Genomic DNA, 26827 nt, shown 5'->3' with positions numbered 1-26827 from the left:
TCAGTAAAAAATCCTTACAATGGCCTCACGCAACGCTGACGAAGCGACGGATTTCTCAGCGAACGATGAATTATTTCATTAGAAATTCAATTGGTTAATTACTTTCACTTCAATCCAGGAAAGGTTTACCTCATGGAAACGCCACGTTACAGCAAGCTCGCCGCTCTGGTGATCGCCTCACTCAGCGCCACCGCCGCACTGGCCGCGCCGCAGGACGACACCCAAGACACCATGGTCGTCACCGCCTCCGGCTTCCAGCAAAAAATTCAGGACTCCGCCGCCTCCATCTCGGTGATCCCGCGCCAGCAGATCGAAGATAAGGCCTATCGCGACGTGACCGACGCGCTGAAAGACGTGCCGGGCGTGGTCGTCACCGGCGGCGCCAGCAGCAGCGACATCAGCATCCGCGGCATGTCCTCCAAGTACACGCTGATCCTGGTGGACGGCAAGCGCGTTGACACCCGCGGCACCCGGCCGAACAGCGATAACGCCGGCATCGAACAGGGCTGGCTGCCGCCGATGGAAGCCATCGAGCGCATCGAAGTGGTGCGCGGGCCGATGTCTTCGCTGTACGGTTCCGACGCCATGGGCGGCGTGATCAACGTCATCACCCGCAAGACTTCCCGCACCGAGTGGAAAGGCTCGCTGCACGGCGACGCCACCCTTCAGGAAAACCGCGATTCCGGCGATCTGTTCCAGACCAACGCCTACGCCTCCGGCCCACTGATTGAAGGCCTGCTCGGCGTGCGGGTCAACGGCCTGCTGTCGCGCCGCGCGGAAGATAAAATCGCCAACGGTTACAACGAACAGCGCATGCGCAGCGGCACCGCGGTGTTCACTCTGACGCCGGACGAGAAAAACGAATTCGACTTCGAAATCGGCCGCTCGCTGCAGGATCGCAACAGCACGCCGGGCAAATCGGTGGTGGCGGAGCGCTGCAGCAAAGGCAAGTGCAAACCTACCTCTCGCAGCGAAAATCTCTACACCCGCACCAACTACGCGCTGACCCACAACGGTTATTACGACTTCGGTAACTCCACCAGCTACGTTCAGCGGGAAGAGACCAATAACCCGGGCCGCAAGATGAAGATGTACAACACCATCTTCAACACCCAGAACCAGTTCGAGCTGGGTGCCCACATGCTGAACCTCGGCGGCCAATACCGCTATGAGAAACTGGGCGACAGCGGCAACCAGCTGAGCTCGGCGCAAGACGTCAACCAGCTGACGCGCTGGAGCTGGGCGCTGTTCGCCGAGGACGAATGGGCGCTGACCAACGACTTCAGCCTGACCAGCGGCATCCGTATGGATCGCGATCAAAACTTTGGCAGCCACTGGTCGCCGCGCATGTACGGCGTCTGGCACCTGACCGAACAGTGGACGATGAAAGGCGGCGTCTCCGCCGGCTATCGTTCGCCGGATCTGCGCCAATCCTCCGCCAGCTGGGGCCAGGTCACCGGCGGCGGCGTGCGTAACGGCATCATCGTCGGCAACCCGGATCTGCAGCCGGAGAAGAGCCTGAGCGAAGAGATCGGCCTGATGTGGGATAGCCTGAAAGGCGTCAATGCCGGGGTGACGGTCTTCAACACCGACTTCAAGAACAAGATCACCGAAGTGCGCCGCTGCGAAGACACGCCGGACTGTAAGATCGGCAATGACGTCTACGACTTTATCAGCGATCGCGTCAACGTCGACAAAGCCAATATGCGCGGCGTAGAGGCCACCTTCGGCTGGCAGATCAATAAAGACTGGAAGTGGAACGCCAACTACACCTACACCGCTTCCGAGCAGAAAAGCGGCGAGTTCCAGGGCAAGGCGCTGAACCAGATGCCTAAGCACATGATCAACACCGTGCTGGATTGGCAGGCTACGCAAGACCTCAGCCTGTGGTCGCGCGTTAACTTCCGCAGCCGCACCTCAGACTACCTGAGCCGCACGTCGATGGAGACCAGCACCCCGTCCTATACCTTCGTCGATGCGGGCCTGAGCTACCAGGCGGCGAAAAACCTGCAGCTGACCGGCGGGGTCTACAACATTCTCGACAAGACCGTGGATTACGATCACTACCGCACCACGCTGGACGGCCGCCGTTACACCGTCGGCATGACCTACAACTTCTGATGCCCCCGGGCGCGCGCTGCGCGCCCTTTTCATTCCATCACCGAGAGGAAGCTCCATGAGATTACGCCGCTCCCCCCTGATGATCGCCCTGCTGGCCGCGATGGCGCTGGCGGGTTGCCACAGCAAAACCGACGCGCCGGCGGCCTCGGCCACCGTCAACGTCCAGCACCTGAACGGCAGCACCGAGGTGAAGAAGCACCCGCAGCGCATCGTGGTGCTGGATTACGCTTCGCTGGAAACGCTGCAGCTGCTGGGCGTCGAGCCGCTGGCGCTGCCCGGCAACCGCAAGAACTTGCCGGATAACCTGAAGCGCTATCAGGATGACAAATACCTCAATGCCGGCACCCTATTCGAACCGGATATGGCCGTGCTGCGCGCCGCCAAACCGGATCTGATCCTGATCGCCGGCCGGGCGTCCAAAGCCTATGACGAGCTGAACACGCTGGCACCGACGTTGAACATGTCCGTCGATCAGCAGGATCAGTTGGGCAGCCTGAAACAGCGCACCCGCCAGTTGGGCGAGCTGTTCGATAAACCGCAACAGGCGCAGGCGGCGATCGATAAGCTGGATGCGCAGATCGCGGCGGTCAAACCGCAGGCCGCCCAGGCCGGACGCGGGCTGGTGGTGCTGTTCTCCGGCGGCAAGATCAGCGCTTACGCCCCCAAGAGCCGTTTCAGCTTCGTCTATGACGCTCTCGGCTTCTCGTCCGCGCTGCAGTCCGATGAAAAAGACGTGCGCGGCAATAAGCTGACGCCTGAGCAGGTGGCCAAACTGAACCCGGACTGGCTGTTCGTCATCGACAGAGATGCCGCGACCGGTCGGCCGAACGCAGTGGCGCCGCAGAAAATCCTCACCGGCACCGCGCTGAAGAAAACCACGGCGGTGAAAAAAGGCCAGGTGGTTTACCTGCCGGCGGCCGAGGTCTATCTGTCCGGCGGCATCGTCACCGCCCAGCACGTCGTCGAACGCGTGAGCGAAGCACTGAACCGCGCTGCGCGATAAAAAAAGCCCGGCGATGCCGGGCTTTTCTTGGACTATATCGTCGGCTGTTTCACCAGACCGTCTATCAGCACCTGCGGCGTGCCCTGCGAGCAACGCTCGATGCGCCCGCGCACGCCATAGACCCGCGCCAGGCTCTGCGGCGTAATCACCTGATCCGGCGCGCCGTCGGCGATCAGATCGCCATCCTGCAGCATCAGCACGTGGTCGCCGTGACGCAGCGCAATGTTGATGTCATGCACTACCACCACCGTCACGATATCGCGCTTGCGGGTTTCGCGGCGCACCAAATCCATCACGTGGAACTGGTAGTTGAGATCGAGCGCGCTCAGCGGCTCATCCAGCAGCAGCAGCGACGGCTGACGGATCAGCGACTGCGCCAACCCCACCAGCTGTTTCTGGCCGCCGGACAGCTGATCGAGATAACTCAGCGCCAGGTGGGCGATGCCCAGCTGTTCCAGCAAAGCCATCACTTCCGCTTCGCTGCCGGCGTTGCTGCGGCCGCCCGAGGCGCGCTGCGCCACGATGATCGACTCCAGCACGTGCAGATGCACCCCGGCGGGCAGCGACTGCGGCAGGTACACCACTTTCTCCGCCCGACGGGCGAACGGCATCTGCATCAAATCGCCGTCGTCCAGCCACAGCTTGCCCTGCGCCGGGTTCAGCCCGGCCAGCGAGCGCAGCAATGTCGATTTGCCGCTGCCGTTCGGCCCCAGCAACACGGTGATTTGCCCGCGCGGCAGCATCGGCACCGAGAGATTGTCGATCACCTGGCGTTTCGGGTAACCCGCCGAGAAGTTTTCTATCCGTAAACCCTGGCTCATACGTTCCCCCGGTGGCGCAGAATAATGCTCAGGAAGAATGGCACCCCGACCAGCGACGTCACGATCCCCACCGGGATGATTACCCCAGGCACCAGGTTTTTCGACGCCACCGAGGCCATCGACAGCACCAGCGCGCCAATCAGCGCACTGGCCGGCAGGTAGAAACGGTGATCTTCGCCGAAGATCATGCGGGCGATGTGCGGCGCCACCAGACCGATAAAGCCGATCGGCCCGACGAAAGCCACCGCCAGCGCCGAGAGCATGCTGATGCGCAGCAGCGTGGTCAAACGCAGCCGACGCACGTCGATGCCGAAGCTCACCGCCCGGTCTTCACCCAGACGCAGCGCGGTCAGTTTCCACGAGCTCATCATCGACAGCGGCAGCAGCACGGCGAACACCCCGAACAGAATGCCCAGTTTGTCCCACGAGGCGCGCGCCAGGCTGCCCATGGTCCAGAACACCAGCCCCTGCAGCGTATCCTCGCTGGCGATGAACTGCATCATCGAGACCAGCGCGTTGAAGGTAAACACCAGCGCGATACCGAACAGCACTACGCCGGAGGTGGCGACCCGCGTCCAGCGCGTGATGCCGTCAAGCATCAGCGCGGCGAACAGCGCGAAGATAAAGGCGTTGGCGGAGATGAACCACTGATCGGGGATCCCCGGAATGCCGATGCCGAGCACGATCGCCAGCGCGGCGCCAAAGGCCGCGGCGGAAGACACCCCGAGGGTGAAGGGGCTGGCCAGCGGGTTATTCAGGATGGTCTGCATTTCCGCCCCGGCCAGGCCGAGCGCAAAGCCCACCACCACCGCCATCAACGCATAGGGCAAGCGGATGTCCCAGACGATCACCCGCGTGCCGGCATCGGCCGCGGCGGGATCAAGCAGCGTTTGCCATAAAGACGACAACGACAGGCCGGACGGCCCCATGGTGAAATCCAGCAGCAGCGAGCCCAGGATCGCCAGTGCCAATACGCCCATCATCAACAGGCGATGGCGAAGAATATGCTGATAACGCCCCATCACGCCGGCGTCGGGTTGCCCCTTGGCTTCAGTCATGGGATCGGTGGATACGCTCATTAGTTAAGATACCTGTTGCAACCATCATGACAGCGGCGCGAAAGCGGCCGCCGTGAACCGAAAAGTGTGCGGCAGCAGCCTGCGCACGGCCGTTAACAATAAAACAAACGATAATACTTATCAATCATATCAATAGGTGAAAACGGCGTTGTCGAAATGTAATAATTTGTTTTTTATCGCCATTTTTCAAACCACCACGCTTTCCCCCGCCAACGGCCAGTAGGTTAATTATTCTGAAAATTCTTCCTGATCCGACCAGACTCTGACAAATAACGGCAAAACCACATAGAATCCAAAATCACAGCACCGCGCGTGCAAAAAAACTTCAGGCCGCCGCAAGAGCGGCCTTATTGATTGACGAGGCTGTAATGAGAAGTCCATCTCCGGCGGTAACGCCCAAACGCCCGGCGCTGCTGAACTGGCTGTTATACAGCCCGCTGCACGCCGATGACGAGCCGTTTCAACGCCAGCTGCGTCTCACGCTGACGCCCTCTCCTCTCACGCCCTGGCTGAATGCCGCAGGGCCGGCCGCGCTGCTGGCGGGGTACGCCTGGCTGGTCCAGCGGCCGCTCGGCATCGGTTTGTTGCTGCTGCTGCTGTTGTTGACCGCCGGGCGAGCCTGGCTGGCGCGCCGGCGTCAACCGGCCTGGCCGAACGCCATGCTGGTGACGGTGCTGCTGTGGGCGCTGCTGGTCGGCGCCAGCGCCGCTCTGGCGATGCTCTCGGGCCGCTTCGTCTTAATGCTGTTCGCCGGCCTGACGATCACCGCCCTGGCCTGCTGGCTGATGCAACGCCACGCCGCCGTCCCGCGCTTCGCGCTGCTTGAGGTGATCGCGCTGACTCTGCCTTACCTGCTGGCGGCGCCGCTGTCGCGCGTGCAAAACCTGTTTGTCCTGGCGGACCTCGCGCCGCTGTGGCTGGTGCTGGCCCACGGCATGATCGCGCGCTACCACCGCCAGCTGGTGCAGCACGTCACGCTGGCGTGGGAGAAGCAGCAGGCGTCGCACCGCGATCGCCTGACCGGCTTTCTCAACCGCGCAGGCGGCGAGGCGGTAATGCGCAGCATCTGCCGTCCCGGAACGGCGCAGCCGATCTCCCACCTGTTCATTCTTGAATTCGGCCCGCTGGCGGCGCTCTACCAAAGCCACGGCGTCCAGATCGGCGACGACGTGCTGCGCACCGTCGGCGAGCGCCTCAAGACGCTGATCCGCCCCAGCGACTACATCTGCCGCTATACCGGCGGCCAGTTTCTGATTCTGGTGCACGATCTGCCCTACGGCGCGGAAAGCGAGTTCCTGGCGCGCATTGTGCCGCCGCTGGAGGCGCCCTACGATTTTGGCGCGTTCGGCGAGGTGAACATGCAGCTTAACGCCGGCATTGTGGCGCTGACGCAGGATTACGCGACGGTAGAGAGTTTGATGAGCTCGGCGCAGCAGGCGCTGGCGGAAGCCAAAGGCGGGAAAAAGTAAAACAAAACGCGGCGGGAGCCCCCCGCCGCGTGTCACTCACCGAAAATTACTTCACGTCCATCTTCGGGAATTCCATCTCGCTGTACTTCACGACACGGGTGCCTTGCGACAGCTTGTAACCAAACCAAATCAGCAGGAACAGCGGAATACCGATGTAGGTCGCGGTCACGCCGTACCAGTCGATCTTGTCTTGCAGGAAGGCCTGGTAGTTCTGCCCCAGGGTGATAATCAGACACAGCACGAAGGCGAAGATCGGCCCCAGCGGGAAGAAACCGGAACGGTACGGCAAATCGTTCAGATCGCGCCCCTGCAGCATGTAGCCGCGACGGAAACGGTAGTGGCTGATGGCGATGCCCAACCAGGCGATGAAACCGGTCATGCCCGAGGTATTCAGCAGCCACAGGTAAACCGACTGGTTACCGAACATTGACGTCAGGAAGCACAGGCCGGCCACCACGCAGGTCGCATACAGCGCGTTACGCGGCACGCCGCCTTTCGACAGCTTGGCGAAAATGCGCGGTGCCTTGCCTTCCGAAGCCAGGGTGTACAGCATGCGGGTCGACGCATACATGCCCGAGTTACCGGCCGACAGCACCGCCGTCAGGATCACCGCGTTCATCACCGCCGCCGCCGACAGCAGGCCGGCATGTTGGAACACCAGCGTGAACGGGCTGACGCTGATGTCTTTCACGTCGTTGCGCAACAGGCTCGGATCGGTGTACGGAATGATCAGGCTGATGATCAGAATGGCGAAGATATAGAACAGCAGGATACGCCAAAACACCTGACGCACCGCGCGCGGGATGTTTTTACCCGGGTTTTCCGATTCGCCGGCTGCGATGCCGATAAGTTCGGTGCCCTGGAACGAGAAGCCGACGATCATGGCCACGCCGATCATTGCCGAGAAGCCACCGGCAAACGGCGCGTCTCCTATTGTCCAGTTCTGCCAGCCGGCATGCTCGCCGCCCTTCAGAATGCCGACGATCATCATCACGCCGACGGCGATGAAGATAATCACGGTGCTGACCTTGATCAGCGCGAACCAGTATTCCGCCTCGCCGAACCCTTTCACCGAAATGTAGTTCAGCAGGAACATCAGGCCGAGGAACAGCGCGCTCCAGATCCAACCCGGGGTGTCCGGGAACCAGTAGCTCATCACCAACTGCGAGGCCACCAGGTCAACGGCGATGGTCACCGCCCAGTTGTACCAGTAGTTCCAGCCCAGCGCGAAGCCGAAGCCTTCTTCTACGTATTTGGCGCCGTAGGTGGAGAATGAACCGGAGACCGGCATAAAGGCCGCCAGTTCGCCCAGGCTGGTCATCAGGAAGTACACCATCAAACCGATCAGAGCGTAAGACAGCAGCGCCCCGCCGGGGCCTGCCTGAGAAACCGTGGCGCCCGAGGCGACGAAGAGGCCGGTGCCGATGGAGCCGCCGATGGCGATCATGGTCAAATGCCGGGCTTTCAATTCACGGCGCAATCCGGGTGCTTGCTGCCCCGATGTTTTTATATCCTGCTGAGCCATTCGTTCCCTATCTATCTGCTCTTCGAAAAATGAGGGCGGATTGTAACAAATACCCGCCGGTGAACTAGCAACATTGCACCGATATAAGATAGCTTCATAATTCAGAGGCAATTATTAGCTGCGGCCCTTATAGCCTTACTTACTCTCATTAATGTGAGCGCGCGCAGGTTTTTATGCTTTTTCCGGCCTGCGCGGCAGCAGAGGGCTTGACGTGTCGCCGGTTACAGCACGCAATAGCTGAGAAAACGTTGCAACGCGTTGGAGACGTGCTTTTGCCGATGGCGGATCAGGTACAGGGTGCGGCGCAGCGGCGGCAACGGCACCGGCAGTTCCACCAGCGCGCCGCTGGCCAGCTGTTCCGCCACCACCCGCCGCGACAGGCAGCTGATGCCGATGCCGTGCCGCACCGCATGCTTGATCGCCTCCGAGTTGCCCAGCTCCATCACCAGCTGGAAGTGCGGCAGATGCGCCAACAGCAGATGGTCCAACACCTCACGGGTGCCGGAACCGCGCTCGCGCAAGATCCACGGCGCATTGGCCAGCGCCTCCAGCGTCGGCGGTTGACGGGTCAGCGGGTTATCCGGCGCGGCGAACACCACCAGCTCGTCCTCCAGCCACGGCTGCGTCACCAGCTCCGGCATATGGCAAGGCCCTTCGATCAGCCCCAGATCGACGCGAAAATCCGCCACTGCCACGATTACGTCCTGGCTGTTGCCGACGTTCAGCTCCAGCGGCGTGGCGGGAAAATCCCGGCGGTAGCGGGCGATCATCTCCGGCAGCATGTAGTTGCCGATGGTGCTGCTGGCGGCGATGCGCAACGCCCCGCCGTCATGGCGAAACAGCTGCTCTATCTCCCCCGCCTGTTCCAACAGCGCCAGCGCCTTGGGATACAGCAACCGGCCGTGCTCGTTAATCACCAGCCGTTTGCCGACGCGATCGAACAGCTGCACGCCCAACTGCCCTTCCAGATCCGCCAGCGCCGCGCTGACCGCCGACTGCGACAGCGCCAGCACCACCGAGGCCTGCGTGGTCGAACCGCTTTTCAGCACTTCGGTAAAGACTTCCAGTTGACGCAACGTGATATGCATAGCTGTCCCGGTATTGAAAGAAGGTTCTGCCAGAGAACCCCCACATGGTGTGGTGGGCAGCCCTGCCAGGCTACCCTGTTTGCGGCCAGATCGGCGCGCTATTTGCCCAACGCGACCAGCTGCGCCGCCGCGGCCAGCACCGGCTCTCGCGGCGTGCCGGTTTCGTCCCGCAGTATCAATTGCAGCATCGCCGCGAGATGGTTGCGGTCGATCGCCTTGTTTTCTTCAATCAACCGCCGCACCGCGCGGCCCACTTCCTGATCTACCTGCTCTCTGCGTTGATCGTCGGTATCCATCACCTGCTCCTGTTAGTTGGAAAATTGACGGCGGCTCGCCGCTCCTCCACACCCTAGCCGCAATGCGGCGTTATGCCAATGGCTGACCCCATACCACTTATTCAGATAGGTTATAAATATATAATCAATTTCTCTTTTATTCAGCCCAAACGTACTCTTGACCGCAAGAAACAGACTGAAGGACTGACTTTATATGGCGACTGATACCACTCACACTTACCCCGAGCGACGCTTCCCGCTGTTCGGCCTGCCGCGGCTGGTGCCGGGGCTGGCGCTGACCGGCGCGCTCACCGCGCTGGCCGTCTGGGCCGGCGACATTCCCTGGGTGGCGGAGCTGGGGCTGGGGGCGCTGACGCTGGCGATCCTGCTCGGCATTCTGGTGGGCAACACGCTGTACCCCCGCTGGCAAACCGTTTGTCACAGCGGCGTACAGCTGGCCAAACAGCGCCTGCTGCGTCTGGGCATTATCCTTTACGGCTTCCGGCTGACCTTTCAGCAGATCGCCGACGTGGGCGCCAGCGGCATCATCATCGATGCGCTGACCCTGATCACCACTTTCCTGCTGGCCTGCTGGCTCGGCAAGAAAGTGTTCGGCATCGACAGCCAAACCGCGATACTGATCGGCGCCGGCAGCAGCATTTGCGGCGCGGCGGCGGTGATGGCCACCGAGCCGGTGCTGAAGGCCGACTCCAGCAAAGTGGCGGTCGCGGTCTCGACCGTGGTGGTGTTCGGCACCCTGGCGATCTTCGCCTATCCGTGGCTGTATCAGTTGAATGAACACTTCCAGTGGCTGCCGTTCAGCCAGGAAACCTTCGGCATCTACGCCGGCTCCACCATCCACGAAGTGGCTCAGGTGGTCGCCGCCGGGCACGCCATCGGGCCTGACGCCGAAAATGCGGCGGTGATCGCCAAGATGATCCGCGTGATGATGCTGGCGCCGTTCCTGCTGCTGCTGTCGGGCTACATCAGCCGCGGCAGCGCAGGCAAGGCGGAAAAATCCGCCATCACCATTCCGTGGTTCGCCGTGCTGTTTATCGCCGTCGCCGGGCTGAACTCCTTCAACCTGCTGCCGGCCACGCTGGTGCGGCACCTGATCACCGCCGACACCTGGATGCTGGCGATGGCGATGGCGGCGCTGGGGCTGACTACCCACATCAGCGCCGTGCGCCAGGCCGGGATGAAACCGATTCTGCTGGCAACGCTGCTGTTCGTCTGGCTGCTGGTCGGCGGCGGCGCGATAAACCAACTGGTGCAACACCTGCTGTAATCTCCCTCGGCGGCCCGCTTCGGCGGGCCGCCGCTTTTCGCCATTCAATCCGCCCGCCATCAATGCCATAATGTCACCGATAACACAGGAGAATGAAGATGAAGTTTGTCGGTGCACATGTCAGCGCGTCAGGCGGCGTGGATCAGGCGGTTATCCGCGCGCACGAATTGGAGGCGACCGCGTTCGCCCTGTTCACCAAAAATCAGCGTCAATGGAAGGCCGCCCCGCTGGCCGCCGACGTGATCGATAAGTTCAAGAGCGCCTGCGCCCAGTACGGTTACGGGCCGGGGCAAATCCTGCCGCACGACAGCTACCTGATCAATCTGGGGCACCCGGTAGCCGACGCGTTGGAAAAATCGCGCGAGGCATTTATCGACGAGCTGCAGCGCTGCGAACAGCTGGGGCTGACGCTGCTGAACTTCCACCCCGGCAGCCACCTGCTACAAATCGACGAAGATAAATGCCTGGCGCGCATCGCCGAATCGATCAACATCGCGCTGGATAAAACCGCCGGCGTGACGGCCGTGATCGAGAACACCGCCGGCCAGGGCAGCAACCTGGGCTTCAAATTCGAGCACCTGGCGGCGATCATCGACGGCGTCGAAGACAAAAGCCGCGTCGGCGTTTGCATCGACACCTGCCACGCCTTCGCCGCCGGGTACGATCTGCGCACCGAAGAAGAGTGCGAGCGCACCTTCAAGCAGTTGGGCGACATCGTCGGTTTCAACTACCTGCGCGGCATGCACCTGAACGACGCCAAGAGCGAGTTCAACAGCCGCGTCGACCGCCATCACAGCCTGGGGGAAGGCAACATCGGCAAAACGGTGTTCAGCTACATCATGCGCGATCCGCGTTTCGACAACATCCCGCTGATTCTGGAAACGGTAAACCCGGATATCTGGGCCGAAGAGATCGCCTGGCTGAAGGCGCAGCAGTAACGCGGCGCCCAAACGACAAAACCGGAGCCTGGGCTCCGGTTTTTTTATGGCTGGATCGCCGTTACGCCACGCTGGCCGCCGGTACTTCAGCACGTTTCAGCAGGGCATAAGCCACCCCGGCCAACAGCGTGCCGGCGGCGATCGCCACCAGGTACAGCAACACCGGCGAAATCGCGCCCGGGATCAGCAGCACGAACAAGCCGCCGTGCGGCGCCATCAGCTTGGCGCCGAAGGCCATCGACAGCGCGCCGGTCAGCGCCCCGCCGGCGATGCAGCACGGCAACACGCGCATCGGATCGCGGGCGGCGAACGGAATCGCCCCTTCGGTGATGAAGCACAGCCCCAGCACCAACGCCGCCTTGCCGCCTTCCTGTTCGGATTTCGGGAACTTGCGGCGCGCCAGCAGCGTCGCCAGGCCCATCGCCAGCGGTGGCACCATGCCCGCCGCCATGATGGCCGCCATCGGCGCATACACCGAGGAGCTGAGCAGCGCCACGCCGAACGCGTAGGCCGCTTTGTTCACCGGGCCGCCCATGTCGGTGCACATCATGCCGCCCAGGATCGCCCCCAGCAGCACAGCGTTGGCGGTGCCCAGAGACTGCAGCCAATGGGTCAGGCCTTCCATGATTTTCGCCACCGGCGTGCCAACCACGTAAATCATGATGAGGCCGGTGATCAGGCTGGCCACCAGCGGAATGATCAAGATGGGCTTCAGCGCTTCCATACTTTGCGGCAGGCGCAGCTTGCTGCTGATCGCCCTGGCGACATAACCCGCCAGGAAACCGGCGATGATGCCGCCAAGGAACCCGGCGCCGGTGCTCACCGCCAGCATACCGCCGATCAGGCCCGGCGTCAGGCCCGGACGATCCGCGATGGAGAAGGCGATGAAACCGGCCAACACCGGCACCATCAGCGCGAAGGCGGAGCCGCCGCCGATCTGCATCAGCGCCGCCGCCAGGGTGCCCTTGACCTCAAAGGCCTTGATGCCGAACACGAACGACAGCGCGATGCACAAACCGCCCGCCACCACCATCGGCAGCATGTAGGACACGCCGGTCAGCAGGTGACGATACGGGCCGTTGCCCTCTTTCTTCTTCGCCGTCGGCGCCGCGCCGCTGCGCTGCTGCGGCTGGAACACTTCGGCTTCGGCCAGCGCCTTGTCCAGTTCCTGCGCGGTTTTCTTCAGCGCCAGACCGGTGGAAGTACGATACATCGGCTTACCGGCAAACTTGTCCAGATCCACTTCGATGTCCGCCGCGACGATCACCAGATCCGCCGCCGCCACTTCTTCCGGGGTGATGGCGTTGCCGGCGCCGACGGAGCCGCGCGTTTCCACCTTCACCCACCAGCCGCGTTTCTTGGCTTCACTTTCAATGGCTTCGGCCGCCATAAAGGTGTGCGCCACGCCGGTCGGGCAAGCGGTGATCGCCATGATGCGTTTTTGTCCATCGGCTTTCACCGCAGCCGCCTGCGGCGCCTGATAGGTTTCAGCTTCGGCCTGGGCGCGCGCCAGAAACGCGTCCGGTTCACGCACCGCCTGTTCTACCTCGCCCACATAGATCAATTTGCCGTTCAGCGCGGCGTCAGCAGGAGCAGCCTGCCCCGCCACCGCCACCAGTTCGGCGTCCTGCAGCGACTCGACCAGCGTCAGGCCGGCTTTGGCCGCGGCGGCCTCCAGCATGCGTTTCGCCAGGTGGCCACGGGCCTGTCCCTGCGAACTGTCTACCATCAGCAGCGTTTTCATTCTGCCTCCTGCTATTGATTGAAAGGTTTCAGATCGACGCGCGCCATCATCGCGGCCAACTGGGGACGATCGGTCACGCCGACGTTGCTCTGGCTGACCGCCAGCGCCGCTACCGCCGTGGCCAGACGCAGGGTGTGTTCGCTGGATTCGCGCATCAGCAGGCCGTAAATCAGGCCCCCGACCATCGAATCGCCGGCGCCCACGGTGCTGACCACCTCACAGGACGGCGGTTTGGCGATCCAGGCGCCGGACGCGTTAACCCACAGCGCGCCTTCCGCGCCAAGGGAGATCACCACATGGGCGATGCCCTGTTCGCGCAGCGCATGCGCGGCGTCGACCACGTCCGCCAACGTCGGCAGCGGGCGGCCGGCCCAGATTTCCAGCTCGCGGCGGTTCGGCTTCACCAGCCACGGCGAGGCCTTCAGCCCGGCGACCAGCGCTTCGCGGCTGCTGTCGAAAATGATGCACGGGCACTTGGCGCGCAGCTGGGTCATCCAGTCGGTAAAGGCATCGGGATCGACGCCGGCCGGCAGGCTGCCGCTCACCGCCACCATGTCGAACTGGCCCAGCCAGCTCAGCGAGTCGCTGACGAAGCGATCCCAGTCCTGCGGCGTCACTTCGAAGCCGGAGAAGTTGAAATCGGTCACTTCGCCGTCTTTTTCCGTCAGCTTGACATTGATGCGGGTGCGCCCCGGCACCACCTGAAAGCGGTTGGCGATCCCCAGATCGCTGAACAGCAGCTGGAAACCGTCCTGATTATCTTTGCCCAGGAAGCCGCCGACGGTGACGTCGATGCCTAAATCTTTCAACACCTTGGCGACGTTGATGCCCTTACCGGCGGCGTGCAGGCCGGCGGTTTTTACCCGGTTGACTTCCCCGCGTTCAATCTGCGGGCAGAAACCCACCAGATCGTACGCCGGGTTCAGGGTGATTGTTGCTACTCTTCTGCTCATGCTGCGCCCTCGCCCAGTCCTTCATTAATCGCTTCGCCAATCGCCTTCAGCGCGGCTTCAGCATCTTCTCCATTGGCGGTAAAGCGCAGGTGATGCCCTTTCTTCACGCCCAACGCCACCACCTTCATCAGGCTGCGCCCGTTGGCCGGCTTGCCGCTGCCGTCCAGGTTGGTGACGGTGATGTCACTGTTGAAACTTTTGATCACGTTGACCAGCGCCGTGCCCGGCCGCGCGTGCAGACCGTGCTCGTTGCGGATCACGAACTCGGCGCTCAGCACGCTGCTCTCTTCCGCCACGTTGCTGGTCAGCAGCGCCAGCACGCCGGCGGCATCCGCCTTCAGCAAGCGTTCAGCTTTGTTGGCCAGCAGCAGATCGCTGAGGTAGTTGAGCACCGCCAGCGGCTGCGCGTCGGCGACCGACACCGTCAGCAGCAGCGCCACCGGCTCGCCGTCTTCCACGAAAGCCTGCGCCGGGCGGCTGACGGTGGCCGCGCTGGCCAGGTTGCCTTCAACGCTGTCGCTCAGCCAAATGCCCTGCCCCAGATTCAGCGGCTTGCGGGTGATGGCATCGCTGACGAACTGCGCGTTGACCGCCCCGATTTTTTGCAGACGGCCGGCGTTCAGCGCCTGCAGCGTCATCAGGCTGTCGGCGGCGACGTCGAGCGCAATCAGCGAAACGTCGAACTGGAATTCGGCGCTCTGCCGTTCGCCCATCAACAGGCTGCGCAGCTCTTCCGCGGAGGTGGTTTTCGCCAGCCGCTCCGCCACGCTGTCATCGCTCAGCACGTGGGTGAGCTGACGCAGCAGCGCCAAATGCTCGTCGGAACGGGCGGCGATGCCGATCGCCACATAGGCGGTCTGGCCCTCCCCCCACGCGATGCCCTGCGGGAACTGGAACACCTGCACGCCGGTTTTCAACACCAGATCGCGGGTATCGGTGGTGCCGTGCGGAATGGCGATGCCGTTGCCCAGGTAGGTGGACGTCTGCAGTTCGCGCTGCAGCATGCCGTCCACATAACCGGCGCTGACGCAGCCGGCGTCGGTCAGCGCGGCGGCCACCTGACGGATGGCCTCCTGCTTATCGGCGGCAGCGGCGCCCAGATGAATGTCTTGCGGTGACAACTGGAACATGATTCTCCTCTCCTGCTGAATTGAATCGTTTCAGCCTCATTGAGAAAAAGGAGCGCTACCCGCTGGCCACAAGCGGCCGGATAACGCTGAAACGTTTCAAGGAGTGTGTAAGCAGCGCAAGGTGAAAGCAAGTTTTCTCCCTTTCGCCATTGCAGATTTTTGAGCTTACGCACACTTTTGCCGGCGCATTGGTCAGCGCCGGGGCAAAATGACATACTGTGCTGAAACTTTGCTGACGGAGAAAAGCATGAACGTAGTGACGGGCGTCGGGGTGATCATCGTCAACCCACAAGGTGAGATTTTGTTGGGCAAACGCTGCGGCTCCCATGCGCCCTTTTGGTCTATCCCCGGCGGGCATCTGGATGCCGGCGAAACCTTCGAGCAGTGCGCCCAGCGCGAAATCGCCGAAGAAACCGGGTTGCTCATCGCTCCGCCGCGCTTCGTTGGCGTCAGCAACAATCTGCAAACCTGGCGCGCCGAAGGCAAACACACGGTGTCCATCTGCCTGCAGGTGGATCACCCCGGTGGCAACGCCGAGCTGAAAGAACCCGAAAAATGCGCCGAGTGGCGCTGGTGCGCGCCGGACGCCCTGCCGGAACCGCATTTCGAAGCCAGCCTCACCGCCATCCGCCTGTGGTTGAGCGGCCAGGCCTATCTGCCCACGGCCTGACCCATCGCGAGCGCGTGCTGCGCTCGCTTTCCCTGCTGCACCGCCCCACCGCTATATAATTTAGAATATAACGCTATTTTTTGCGATATACGCCATTTTTTTGACTATGGATAACCCTATGGGGTTAACCCTCTTCTATTATTACCCCTGCAATCGACGTGGCATTCTGACCTTCGGTCGGTGGCCTTTTGGCAAGATTTTATTTTAAATTCATAATTATAAGCGGGTTTACCATGAGCAAAAAACTGACTGGCTTTGAAAAAAAGCGCCGGTGGGGATGGCTATGGCTTTTGCTGCTGGGGATTATCCTCGGCGCGGCGCTGTTGGCCGGGACCGCCACCGTATTCCATAAAACCAGCGATACCGCCTTCTGCGTTTCCTGCCACACCATGCAACAACCGCTGGCCGAATATCAGGGCAGCGTCCACTTCCAGAACACCAAAGGCATCCGCGCCGAGTGCGCCGACTGCCACGTCCCCCATCAGCCGATCGATTACCTGTGGACCAAAATCCGCGCGGTGAAAGACATTTACGGCGAAATGGTCGGTACCATCGACACACCGGAAAAATACGAAGCGCACAAGCTGGCGATGGCGCAATCGGTCTGGAAGACGCTGAAAGAGAACGACTCGGCCACCTGCCGCTCCTGCCACAGCTACGACGCCATGGACATCACCGCCCAGCGCCCTGAGGCGCGCCTGCAGCACCCGGTAGCGATCAAACAGGGCGAGACCTGCATCGACTGCCATAAGGGCGTGGCCCACATCCTGCCGGACATGAGCGGCGAAACCCAGGCCGGCGCCGCCGAGCTGGCGAAGGCCGCGGCGTTGACCGCCCCGGACGCCACCACCCTCTACACCATCGCCACCGAGCCGTTCTTCCTCAGCGCGGACGACAGCCATAACGCCGGCAACCTGATGCCATCCACCGAAGTGCAGGTGGTGAAACAGGATGGCGACAAGGTGCTGGCCACCGTGAGCGGCTGGCAGCAGGACGGGGTCAGCGAAGTGTTCTACGCCGCGCAGGGTAAACGCATCCTCAGCGTGCTGCTGGGTGAAGACGCGCGCAAACAGCTGAAGACCGCATCCACCCAGACCGATGCGGAAACCGGTCTGGTCTGGCATCAGGTCTCTCTGCAGGTGTGGCTGCCGCGTAAACAGTTGATCGACGACCAGCAAAAAATCTGGCGTTACGCCGCGGACATGATGTCGGCCAACTGTACCGGCTGCCACGGGCTGACCGCGCTCGATCGCTTCAACGCCAACCAATGGATCGGCGTCATCAAAGGCATGGCGCCGCGCACCTCGCTGACGCAGGAACAGCTGCGCGTGCTGACACAATACGTACAAAAACACGCCAGCGACATGCCACCTGCCGCACCGGCCAAGCTTTAAGGGAGAAGCGCAATGAGCAACCAACAACCGTTAACAATGAGCCGCCGCCGCTTCCTGACCGGCGCCGCCGCGCTGGCCACCGCCCCGCTGCTGGCAGGCTTATGGCCCAAAGCGGCGCTGGCGCAGGCCATCAGCGAAGCGCTGCCGCAGTTCATCGTCTTGCGTCAGGCGCAAAAAGGCATCCTGACCGGCGCCCACTGGGGCGCGTTTGAGGCCATCGTGCAGGACGGCAAGATGGTCGGCGTGCAGCCGGTGCAGGACGATCCGTATCCCAATGAGCTGATCACCATGGCGCCTTATCAGGTGCACGCCGAGAACCGCATCAAATACCCGATGGTGCGTAAAAGCTGGCTGGAAGGCGGCCCCGGCAGCCGCACCGAGCTGCGCGGCCGTGACGAGTGGGTGCGCGTCAGCTGGGACAAAGCGACCGAGCTGGTGTGCAATGAGATCACTCGCCTGCAAAAAGATCACGGGCCGCAGTCGATCTACGCCGGTTCCTACGGCTGGAAAAGCGTCGGCATGCTGCACAACAGCCGCACGCTGCTACAACGCCTGATGAACCTGACCGGCGGTTTCCTCGGCTACGCCGGCGACTACTCCACCGGCGCGGCGCAGGTGATCATGTCGCACGTGGTCGGCTCGATGGAGGTCTACGAACAGCAGACCGCCTGGCCGAACGTGATCGAGAACAGCGAACTGGTGCTCCTGTGGGGCTGCAACCCGATGGTCACGCTGAAAAACAGCTGGAACGTGCCGGATCACGTCGGCCAGACCGGCTTCGAGGCGCTGAAGAAGAAAGGCACCCGGGTGATCAGCATCGATCCGGTGCACAGCGACAGCGCCAAGTTCGTCAATGCGCAGTGGATCGCCCCGCGCCCATACACCGACGGCGCCATGCTGATCGGCATCGCCCACACGCTGCTGACCGAGAAGCTGCATAACCCGGACTTCCTGAAAACCTACACCGTCGGCTTCGACAAGTTCCAGGCCTACCTGCTGGGCGAGAGCGACGGCGTGGCGAAAACCGCCGAATGGGCGGCCGACATCAGCGGCGTCGATGCCGACACGCTGCGCGGTCTGGCGCGCGAGATGGCGAAGCATCGCACCATGATCATGGGCGGCTGGGGCATTCAGCGCCAGCACCACGGCGAACAGCAGCACTGGCTGCTGGTGACGGTGGCGGCGATGCTCGGCCAGATCGGCCTGCCGGGCGGCGGCTTCGGCTTCAGCTACCACTATTCCTCCGGCGGCAGCCCGACCGCCAAGGGCGGCATCATCGCCGGCATCTCCGCCGGCAACGCGCCGAAGAACTCCCCGGCGCCGATCCCGGTGGCGCGCATCGCCGAATGCCTGAGCAACCCGGGCAAAACCATCGACTTCAACGGTGCCAAGGTCACCTACCCTGAGGTGAAAATGGTGTATGTGGCGGGCGGCAACACCTTCCACCAGCATCAGGACACCAATAACCTGGTCAAAGCCTGGCAGCGGCCGGACACCATCGTGGTCAACGAGCCTTACTGGACCGCCACCGCCAAGCATGCCGATATCGTGCTGCCGGCCACCACCAGCTACGAACGCAACGATCTGGAGATGGGGGGCGACTATTCGCAGCTCTACGTGTTCCCGATGCATCAATGCGTGCCGCCGCAGCACGAGTCGCGCAGCGACTTCGACATCTTCTCGGCGATGGCGGCCAGGTTGGGTGTACAGGAAGCCTTTACCGAGGGCAAGGACGAAACCCAGTGGCTGAAAGGCATGTACGACGACATGAAGAACCAGGCGCGCGCCGCGCGGGTGGCGCTGCCGCCGTTCGACATGTTCTGGCAATCCAACAACTACGTGCGCTTCCCGGTGCCGGAGGCCAACACGCAGTGGGTGCGCTTCGCCGATTATCGTGACAACCCGCTGCTGAACCCGCTGGGCACGCCGTCGGGCAAGATCGAAATCTACTCCGATGCGATTGCCAAAATGCATTATGCGGATTGCCCCGGCATCCCGACCTGGATGCCACCGCACGAGTGGTACCGCGGGCCGGAAGCGGCCAAATATCCGCTGTCGCTCAATACCGCCCACCCGACCAACCGGCTGCATTCTCAGCTCGACAACACGCCGCTGCGCGAGAAATACGCGGTAGCGGATCGTGAAGCGATCCTGATCCACCCGCAGGACGCGCAGCCACGCGGCATCAGCGGCGGCGATCTGGTGCGGGCGTTCAACGATCGCGGCCAGATCCTGGTGGGCGCGGTGGTCAGCGAAGACGTGCGGCCTGGCGTGGTGCGCATCAGCGAAGGCGCCTGGTTCGATCCGGCCGATCCGGCGCAGCCCGGCTCGCTGTGCAAGAACGGCAACGTCAACTGCCTGACCTTCGATATCGGCTCTTCCAGCCTGGCGCAGGGCAACTGCGGGCAGATGGCGCAGCTGCAGATCGAGAAGTATCGGGGGCCGGTATTGAAAAATACCGCGCACGCGGTGCCGCAAGGCGCCTGATTTACCGGCAAGCAAAGGGGCGCAACGCGCCCCTTTTTTCTCGTCGCCGCACGACATAGCCGTTTACCCTTCGCCGCAAGGGAGCGGTTTGCGTTTCATTTCAACGGGCGTATGATGCGCGCGACCTTCCTTTTTCGACGAATTATCAACCACCATGCCGACTTCATCCGCAATAACGCGACGCGCGCCCGATCTCACTTCGCTGGCCTTTTTGGCGGTGGCGTTTCTTACCGGCATCGCCGGTGCGTTGCAAACCCCGACGCTGAGCCTGTTTCTGGAAACCGAGGTCAAGGTACGCCCGGCGCTGGTCGGGCTGTTCTTTACCGGCAGCGCGGTGATCGGCATTCTGGTCAGCCAGTTTCTCGCCGGCCGCTCGGATAAACAAGGCGACCGCAAATCGCTGATCTTCCTCTGCTGCATGCTGGGTGCGCTGGGGTTCACGCTGTTCGCCTGGAGCCGCAACTACTATCTGCTGCTGATCGTCGGCGTGCTGCTTACCAGCTTCGGCTCCACCGCCAACCCGCAGATGTTTGCGCTGGCGCGTGAGCATGCCGACCGTACCGGGCGCGAGGCGGTGATGTTCACCTCCATCATGCGCGCCCAGGTCTCCCTGGCCTGGGTCATTGGCCCGCCGATCGCCTTCGCGCTGGCGCTGAGTTTCGGCTTCAAAACCCTGTATCTGGCGGGCGCGGCGGCCTTTGTCCTGTGCGGCCTGCTGGTGTGGAAACGGCTGCCCTCCATGCCGAAAAGCGCCGTGGCGAGCGCGCCTCTGGCTGCACCACGCCAGCATCGCCGCGACGCGCTGCTGCTGTTTGGCGCCAGCACCCTGATGTGGACCGCCAACAGCATGTACCTGATCAACATGCCGCTGTACGTGGTGCACGAGCTGCGGCTGCCGGAGCGGCTGGCCGGGATATTGATGGGCGCCGCCGCCGGGCTGGAGATCCCGGTCATGCTGCTCGCCGGCCTGGCGGCGAAGCGCTGCGGCAAACGCCGCCTGATGCGCGGGGCGGTGGTCGCCGGCGTGCTGTTCTACTGCGGCCTGCTGTTTATCACCGGCAGCTGGCAGCTCATCGCTCTGCAGCTGCTGAATGCGGCGTTTATCGGCGTGCTGGCGGGGATCGGCATGCTCTATTTTCAGGATTTGATGCCCGGCCAGGCCGGCGCGGCCACCACGCTGTTCACCAACACCATTCGAGTCGGCTGGATCATCGCCGGCTCGATCGCCGGCGCGGTGGCGGAAATCTGGAACTACCATGCGGTGTTTTACGCCGCGCTGGCGATGACGGTGGGGGCCACGCTGTGTCTGTGGCGGTTGAAAGACGCTTAAGGCGCGGTGTCCGCTTCCAGTCTGGCGAGGTAGATCAGCGCCTGATCGCGGTGATCGTGGCACATGTCGCGGCTCGGCTGCAGGCTGCCGCACACCTTCGGCCGCAGCGGCGAATGAAACAGGCCGCAGCGTAGCTGTTCATCCAAATGAATGCAGCGGGTATTGGCGGGCTTGCCGTTCGGCATGCCGGGGATCGGGCTGGATATTGACGGCGCGATACAGCAAGCGCCGCAGTCGCTGCGACAGTCCATCAGCGCTACTCCTGGTGGGCTGGGGAAAAGAAGCGCGACAATAGCAGCCGCGTGCGGCGGCCGCCAGCAGAATCCCTGCGCCTTGGCGATCTTTACACTCGTCCCGCAACCGTCTTGCCCCGCCGGATTCGCCGCCTGGCGAATAAATACCCAAAAAGCCGCAATTTAAAGACAAAAACGCGTGAAGCGTGCAATTCCCACGCTTTACATGCGCCATGTACCCATGTACCATTGAGCTAGTACAAAAGAACCTCTTCCATCAGGAGCGCACATGTCTACGGACACCATCCAGAAGCTGGCCCGCCCTTCCGTTCTCGGCGGCGCGATGATCATTGCCGGTACCGCCGTAGGCGCCGGCATGTTTTCCATTCCGATCGTCACTTCCGGTGTCTGGTTCAGCGGCTCCGTCGCGCTGCTGGTGTATACCTGGGCCTGCATGTTGCTTTCCGGCCTGATGATCCTCGAAGCCACGCTGCACTACCCGAGCGGCGCCAGCTTCAACACCATGGTCAAGGATCTGCTGGGCAAAGGCTGGAACGCCGTGAACGGCCTGTCGGTGGCGTTCGTGCTGTATATCCTGACCTACGCCTATATCTCCGCGGGCGGTTCGATCATCGCGCACACGCTGGAGGGCATCGTCGGCGTCGGCCAGACCACCGCCGGCCTGGTGTTCGCGCTGGTCGTGGCGTTTATCGTCTGGCTCTCCACCCGCGCGGTCGACCGCCTGAGCACCATTCTGATCGGCGGCATGGTGATCACCTTCGTGATGTCGGTGGGCGACATGTTCACCCACGTGCAGCCTGCGGTGCTGTTCAATACCGGCGATGACCAGGCCAGCTATCTGCCTTACGCCCTGGCGGCATTGCCTTACCTGCTGACCTCGTTCGGCTACCACGGCAACATTCCCGGGCTGGTGAAGTACTACCACAAGGACAGCGGCTCCGTGGTGCGCAGCCTGGTGTACGGCACCCTGTTGGCATTGGCTATCTACATCCTGTGGCAGTATGTGATTCAGGGCAATATCGCGCGCGACGCCTTTAAACAGGTGATCGCCGAGGGCGGCAATATCGGCAGCCTGCTCAAGCAAATGGGCAACGTCTCCAGCAGCCAGACCGTCAGCCAACTGCTGAACGCCTTCTCCTATATGGCGCTGGCCAGCTCGTTCCTCGGCGTGTCGCTGGGCCTGTTCGACTACCTGGCGGACTTCTGCAAATTCAAGGACGACGCCGTCGGGCGCAGCAAGACCGCGCTGGTGACCTTTGTGCCGCCGACCCTGGCCGCGCTGCTGTTCCCGAACGGTTTCCTGTACGCCATCGGCTTCGCCGGGCTGGCGGCCACCATCTGGGCGGTGATCGTGCCGGCGCTGATGGCGCGCGCCAGCCGCCGCCGCTATCCGCAGGCCGGTTATCGCGCACCGGGCGGCAACGGCGTGATCCTGTTCGTCATCCTGTTTGGACTGATCAACGCCGCCGCGCATATTCTGTCGCTGTTCGGCCTGTTGCCGGTCTTCCGGTAATCCCCGACGGGAGGGCTGCCGCCCTCCCTTTCCCGCACTGTTTTTGCGCCGGGCTATTGCCTGAAATCGGCGGCGCGAGTACCTTGTCGCAACTTCTCTAATACTCTTCATTGCGGATGAATTGAAATGGCAAGAGCTAACGAAATTAAACGCGGCATGGCGATCAGCTACAACGGCAAGCTGCTGCTGGTAAAAGATATCGACGTGCAGAGCCCGAGCGCCCGCGGCGCCAGCACCCTGTACAAAATGCGCTTCTCCGACGTGCGCACCGGCCTGAAAGTAGAAGAACGCTTCAAGGGCGACGATATCCTGGACACCATTTCCCTGTCGCGCCGCAAGGTGAACTTCTCCTATATCGACGGCGAAGAATACGTGTTTATGGATGACGAAGATTACACGCCGTACATCTTCAAGAAAGACCAGATCGAAGACGAACTGCTGTTCATTCCGGAAGGCGGCCTGCCGGGCATGCAGGTGCTGACGTTGGACGGCCAGGTGCTGGCGCTGGAGCTGCCGCAGACCGTGGATATGGAAATCGTCGAGACCGCGCCGGGCATCAAAGGCGCTTCCGCCAGCGCCCGCAACAAACCGGCCACCATGGCGACCGGTCTGGTGATCCATGTGCCGGAATACCTCAGCGCCGGCGACAAGATCCGCATTCATATCGCCGAACGCCGCTACATGAGCCGCGCCGACTAGTCGCGCCAGCGGGGCCGATACTCGGCTCCGTTTCCTTTTCCGCTACGGCAATTCCGGGAAAAAGCGCCGCTTGAGCGCCAGCTCGACGCCGCGCAGCTCCGCCAGCCCTTTCAACCGCCCGATGGCCGAATAGCCCGGATTGGTTTTCTTTTTCAAATCGTCCAGCATCTGATGCCCATGATCGGGGCGCATCGGGATCGGCCGCCGATCGCCCGCCCGCTGCCGACGCAGTTCTTCGGTCAGGATCGCTTCGATCACCGCCACCATGTCCACATCGCCCTGCAGATGCGCCCCCTCGTGGAAGCTTTTCGGGTTTTCCTCGCGGCAGGTGGCGCGTAAGTGGGTAAAGTGAATGCGATCGCCGAAGGTTTCAATCATCCGCACCAGATCGTTGTCGGCGCGCACGCCGTAGGAACCGGTGCATAGGGTGAAACCGTTATGAATGCTGTCGACGGTCTGCTTCAGCCACTGCATGTCTTCGATCGTGGAGACGATGCGCGGCAGGCCGAGGATCGGCCGCGGCGGATCGTCGGGATGCACCGCCAGCCGGATGCCGGCCTCTTCCGCCACCGGCACGATGGCGCGCAGAAAGACCGCCATGTTTTCGCGCAGCTGCGCCTTGTCGATGCCGTCGTATTCCGCCAGGCGGCGGCGGAACTGCTCCAACGTATAGCCTTCTTCCGCCCCCGGCAGCCCGGCGATGATATTGCCCGTCAGCGTGGCTTTCTCCTCCTCGCCCATGGCGGCGAAATAGGCCGCCGCCTGACTGCGCTCTTGCGCCGTATAGTCCGCCTCGGCGCCGGCGCGTTGCAGGATATGCAGCTCGAACGCGGCGAAGGCGATTTGATCGAAACGCAGCGCTTTGGCACCGTCCGGCAGCGAATAGGCCAGATCGGTGCGCGTCCAGTCGAGGATCGGCATGAAGTTGTAGCAGACGGTGTCGATGCCGCAGGCCGCGAGGTTGCGCAGCGTCTGTTGATAGTTGGCGATATGCCGCCGCCAATCGCCGCTGTGGGTTTTGATCTCTTCATGTACCGGCACGCTCTCCACCACCGACCACACCAGCCCCTTTTCCGCCAGCAGCGCCTGCCGCGCGCGGATCTCGTCGATCGGCCAGACTTCGCCGTTCGCAATATGGTGCAGCGCCGTGACCACCCCGGTCGCCCCAGCCTGACGCACGTCATCCAAAGAGACCGGATCGTTCGGGCCATACCAACGCCATGTCTGTTCCATGTTGTGTCCTTATGCCTGTCTCGCATCGCGATGTTGTTATACCAGTTTAATTTAGATGTCAGCTAGCTTTAACTTACTCTTTCGCCGTGCGCTGTCAAAATTGAACCATTCATTGGTTGATCCGCTTCACGATTCTGGCTTATTTTGGCCTGACCAATTCCCTTAACCTGCCGATAACTTTAGACTGGTGGCAGTTTTTTATCGCCGGCCCCCGCTGCCCTTGCGTCGGCAAACTGGTCCGCTAACTTGACGCAAGTGGCCCGCCAGCTGTCTACTCGCTTTGGAGATGAGATGAATACGATCGCCAACACCCCGCTGCCGGGCGCCGTCCGGCAACCGAATTATGATCGCCGGGCCCTGCGCAGCCGCATCGTGCACCTGGGTTTCGGCGCGTTCCACCGTGCGCATCAGGCGCTGCTGACCGATCGGGTGTTGAACGCCCAGGGCGGCGACTGGGGCATTTGCGAGATCAGCCTGTCCGGCGGCGTGCCGCTGTTTCAGGCGCTGCGGCAACAGGATCATTTATACAGCGTGCTGGAGAAAGGCGCGGACGGCCATCAGGCCCTGGTGATCGGCGCAGTGCATGAGAGCGTGCACCGCAAGCTGGAGGGCATCGCCGCGGTGTTGGAGAAGCTGGCCGAGCCGCAGGTGGCGATCGTCTCGATGACCATTACCGAAAAGGGCTACTGCATCGAACCCGGCAGCGGGCGGCTGGATCGGCGGCATCCGGGGATCGTCGCCGATCTGGCGGCGCCGCATCAGCCGCAGACCGCGCCCGGCATTTTGGTGGAGGCGCTGCGGCTGCGGCGTGAACGCGAGCTGCCCGCCTTCACCCTGCTCTCCTGCGACAATATTCCGGAGAACGGCCACGTCCTGCGCCGGGCGGTGCTCGATTTGGCGCAGGCGCGGGATCCGTCGCTCGCCGACTGGATAGCCTCCGCCGCCACCTTCCCCTGCACCATGGTCGATCGCATCGTTCCGGCCGCCACGCCGGCCACGCTGGATGAGATCGCCGCCGCGCTGGGCGGCGTGCGTGACGAATGCGCCATCGCCTGCGAGCCCTTCATTCAATGGGTCGTGGAAGACAATTTCGCCGCCGGACGCCCGGCATGGGAGCTGGTCGGCGCCCAGTTGGTCCGCGATGTGCTGCCGTTTGAGCATATGAAGCTGCGCATGCTGAACGGCAGCCACTCGTTCCTGGCATATCTCGGTTACCTGGGCGGCTACCGCTATATCAACGAGTGCATGGCGGACGAGCACTACCGCCGCGCCGCACAGCGGCTGATGCTGTGCGAGCAGGCCCCAACCCTGAGCGTCACCGGCATCAGTCTGCCCGACTACGCCGCGCAGCTTATCGCGCGCTTCAGCAATCCGGCGCTGCAACACCTCACCTGGCAGATCGCCATGGACGGCACGCAAAAGCTGCCGCAGCGCCTGCTGGACGCCGTGCGCTGGCATCTGCGGCACGGCGGCGACTATAGCGGGCTGGCGCTGGGCGTGGCGGGCTGGATGCGGTACGTCGGCGGTGTCGATGACGCCGGCCAGCCCATCGACATTCGCGATCCGCTGGCAGATGTCCTGCAACAGACGATCGCCGCCACTCCGGACGATCGGCGGCGCGTAACGGCGCTCCTGGCGCTGAAATCGGTGTTTGGCGAACAGTTGGCGACGCATGCCGCGTTTATCGAGGCGGTGACGCAAGCCTATTTGTCACTGCGCGATCGCGGTGCGCGTGAAACGGTGAAGGAGTGGGTGAAGCGGTGAAGTGCCTGCAGGCTGAGAATAACCATGCCGACGTAACGTTACGCCGGCA

The 26827-nt window shown here is 62.5% G+C and carries 22 protein-coding genes; 12 read left to right on the top strand and 10 right to left on the bottom strand.

The window, feature by feature from the left end; translation table 11 throughout:
• Nucleotides 1-132 precede the first annotated feature (132 nt).
• Both J0X03_RS07435 and J0X03_RS07430 read left to right on the top strand, forming a co-directional pair.
• A complete protein-coding gene (locus J0X03_RS07435; RefSeq protein ID WP_123061838.1) occupies nucleotides 133-2121 on the top strand; it encodes a ligand-gated channel protein in 1989 nt (662 codons plus the stop codon).
• Between the two features lie 55 nt (nucleotides 2122-2176).
• Nucleotides 2177-3124 (top strand): siderophore ABC transporter substrate-binding protein, encoded by a 948-nt coding sequence (locus J0X03_RS07430; protein WP_033643794.1) that lies wholly within the window; start codon nucleotides 2177-2179, stop codon nucleotides 3122-3124.
• Between the two features lie 32 nt (nucleotides 3125-3156).
• On the opposite strand, the gene J0X03_RS07425 is transcribed toward J0X03_RS07430, so the two are convergent.
• Both J0X03_RS07425 and J0X03_RS07420 read right to left on the bottom strand, forming a co-directional pair.
• Nucleotides 3157-3945, bottom strand: coding sequence for an ABC transporter ATP-binding protein (locus J0X03_RS07425; protein WP_160204438.1), 789 nt, complete (start codon nucleotides 3943-3945; stop codon nucleotides 3157-3159).
• Complete coding sequence (locus tag J0X03_RS07420; protein ID WP_033643796.1) at nucleotides 3942-5024, bottom strand: FecCD family ABC transporter permease; 1083 nt, start codon at nucleotides 5022-5024, stop codon at nucleotides 3942-3944. Before J0X03_RS07420 ends, J0X03_RS07425 begins: the two co-directional genes overlap by 4 nt.
• A gap of 368 nt (nucleotides 5025-5392) precedes the next feature.
• On the opposite strand from J0X03_RS07420, the gene J0X03_RS07415 reads away from it, so the two are divergent.
• Nucleotides 5393-6493, top strand: coding sequence for a GGDEF domain-containing protein (locus J0X03_RS07415; RefSeq protein WP_149542675.1), 1101 nt, complete (start codon nucleotides 5393-5395; stop codon nucleotides 6491-6493).
• A gap of 46 nt (nucleotides 6494-6539) precedes the next feature.
• Here J0X03_RS07415 and J0X03_RS07410 read toward each other — a convergent pair whose 3' ends face one another.
• The 3 genes from J0X03_RS07410 to J0X03_RS07400 all read right to left on the bottom strand — a co-directional run bounded on the left by J0X03_RS07410 (nucleotide 6540) and on the right by J0X03_RS07400 (nucleotide 9402).
• On the bottom strand, nucleotides 6540-8018 hold the full coding sequence (locus tag J0X03_RS07410; RefSeq protein ID WP_033643798.1) for an amino acid permease: 1479 nt from the start codon (nucleotides 8016-8018) through the stop codon (nucleotides 6540-6542).
• Between the two features lie 221 nt (nucleotides 8019-8239).
• Complete coding sequence (gene yieE / locus J0X03_RS07405) at nucleotides 8240-9106, bottom strand: DNA-binding transcriptional regulator YeiE (RefSeq protein ID WP_021505917.1); 867 nt, start codon at nucleotides 9104-9106, stop codon at nucleotides 8240-8242.
• Between the two features lie 98 nt (nucleotides 9107-9204).
• Nucleotides 9205-9402 (bottom strand): hypothetical protein, encoded by a 198-nt coding sequence (locus J0X03_RS07400; protein WP_101453940.1) that lies wholly within the window; start codon nucleotides 9400-9402, stop codon nucleotides 9205-9207.
• Between the two features lie 193 nt (nucleotides 9403-9595).
• Here J0X03_RS07400 and J0X03_RS07395 point away from each other — a divergent pair, with 193 nt between their 5' ends.
• Nucleotides 9596-10669, top strand: a complete 1074-nt coding sequence (locus J0X03_RS07395; RefSeq protein WP_033652542.1) for a YeiH family putative sulfate export transporter — start codon at nucleotides 9596-9598, stop codon at nucleotides 10667-10669.
• Between the two features lie 98 nt (nucleotides 10670-10767).
• Nucleotides 10768-11607 carry a deoxyribonuclease IV gene (gene nfo / locus J0X03_RS07390; RefSeq protein ID WP_033643802.1) on the top strand — a complete coding sequence of 280 codons (840 nt, stop codon included), beginning with the start codon at nucleotides 10768-10770 and terminating at the stop codon, nucleotides 11605-11607.
• 61 nt (nucleotides 11608-11668) lie between these two features.
• Here nfo and fruA read toward each other — a convergent pair whose 3' ends face one another.
• The 3 genes from fruA to fruB are packed head-to-tail and all read right to left on the bottom strand — an operon-like array spanning nucleotide 11669 to nucleotide 15434.
• A complete protein-coding gene (gene fruA, locus J0X03_RS07385; protein ID WP_160204439.1) occupies nucleotides 11669-13351 on the bottom strand; it encodes a PTS fructose transporter subunit IIBC in 1683 nt (560 codons plus the stop codon).
• Nucleotides 13352-13362: 11 nt separating this feature from the next.
• Nucleotides 13363-14304, bottom strand: a complete 942-nt coding sequence (fruK, locus tag J0X03_RS07380) for a 1-phosphofructokinase (protein WP_141967709.1) — start codon at nucleotides 14302-14304, stop codon at nucleotides 13363-13365.
• Complete coding sequence (fruB, locus tag J0X03_RS07375) at nucleotides 14301-15434, bottom strand: fused PTS fructose transporter subunit IIA/HPr protein (protein WP_160204440.1); 1134 nt, start codon at nucleotides 15432-15434, stop codon at nucleotides 14301-14303. Before fruB ends, fruK begins: the two co-directional genes overlap by 4 nt.
• A 247-nt stretch (nucleotides 15435-15681) precedes the next feature.
• On the opposite strand from fruB, the gene J0X03_RS07370 reads away from it, so the two are divergent.
• The 4 genes from J0X03_RS07370 to J0X03_RS07355 all read left to right on the top strand — a co-directional run bounded on the left by J0X03_RS07370 (nucleotide 15682) and on the right by J0X03_RS07355 (nucleotide 21315).
• Nucleotides 15682-16104 (top strand): nucleotide triphosphate diphosphatase NUDT15, encoded by a 423-nt coding sequence (locus tag J0X03_RS07370; protein WP_033643806.1) that lies wholly within the window; start codon nucleotides 15682-15684, stop codon nucleotides 16102-16104.
• 233 nt (nucleotides 16105-16337) lie between these two features.
• Nucleotides 16338-17498, top strand: a complete 1161-nt coding sequence (locus J0X03_RS07365) for a NapC/NirT family cytochrome c (RefSeq protein ID WP_123895474.1) — start codon at nucleotides 16338-16340, stop codon at nucleotides 17496-17498.
• A 12-nt stretch (nucleotides 17499-17510) separates the two neighbouring features.
• Nucleotides 17511-19985, top strand: a complete 2475-nt coding sequence (torA, locus tag J0X03_RS07360; protein ID WP_160204441.1) for a trimethylamine-N-oxide reductase TorA — start codon at nucleotides 17511-17513, stop codon at nucleotides 19983-19985.
• 154 nt (nucleotides 19986-20139) lie between these two features.
• The gene (locus tag J0X03_RS07355) at nucleotides 20140-21315 is read left to right on the top strand and encodes a sugar efflux transporter (protein WP_160204442.1); all 1176 of its coding nucleotides are present in this window, start codon (nucleotides 20140-20142) and stop codon (nucleotides 21313-21315) included.
• On the opposite strand, the gene J0X03_RS07350 is transcribed toward J0X03_RS07355, so the two are convergent.
• On the bottom strand, nucleotides 21312-21566 hold the full coding sequence (locus J0X03_RS07350) for a YkgJ family cysteine cluster protein (RefSeq protein WP_019453627.1): 255 nt from the start codon (nucleotides 21564-21566) through the stop codon (nucleotides 21312-21314). The genes J0X03_RS07355 and J0X03_RS07350 overlap by 4 nt on opposite strands.
• A 271-nt stretch (nucleotides 21567-21837) precedes the next feature.
• Between J0X03_RS07350 and mtr the strand changes: the two genes are divergently transcribed.
• Together mtr and yeiP are read left to right on the top strand one after the other, a co-directional pair.
• Nucleotides 21838-23082: a tryptophan permease gene (mtr, locus tag J0X03_RS07345; RefSeq protein WP_047025330.1), complete on the top strand. Its 1245-nt coding sequence runs from the start codon at nucleotides 21838-21840 to the stop codon at nucleotides 23080-23082.
• Between the two features lie 126 nt (nucleotides 23083-23208).
• A complete protein-coding gene (gene yeiP / locus J0X03_RS07340) occupies nucleotides 23209-23781 on the top strand; it encodes an elongation factor P-like protein YeiP (protein WP_004935725.1) in 573 nt (190 codons plus the stop codon).
• Between the two features lie 42 nt (nucleotides 23782-23823).
• Here the strand turns inward: yeiP and uxuA are convergent, their stop codons facing one another.
• Complete coding sequence (gene uxuA / locus J0X03_RS07335) at nucleotides 23824-25014, bottom strand: mannonate dehydratase (protein WP_089194986.1); 1191 nt, start codon at nucleotides 25012-25014, stop codon at nucleotides 23824-23826.
• A 291-nt stretch (nucleotides 25015-25305) separates the two neighbouring features.
• Between uxuA and J0X03_RS07330 the strand changes: the two genes are divergently transcribed.
• Complete coding sequence (locus J0X03_RS07330; protein ID WP_160204443.1) at nucleotides 25306-26778, top strand: mannitol dehydrogenase family protein; 1473 nt, start codon at nucleotides 25306-25308, stop codon at nucleotides 26776-26778.
• Nucleotides 26779-26827 lie beyond the last annotated feature (49 nt).

This window comes from Serratia ureilytica (genome assembly GCF_017309605.1).
Lineage (GTDB): Bacteria > Pseudomonadota > Gammaproteobacteria > Enterobacterales > Enterobacteriaceae > Serratia > Serratia ureilytica.
Note: the sequence above shows the minus strand (reverse complement) of the source record. Positions and strands in the feature narration are given on the sequence as shown.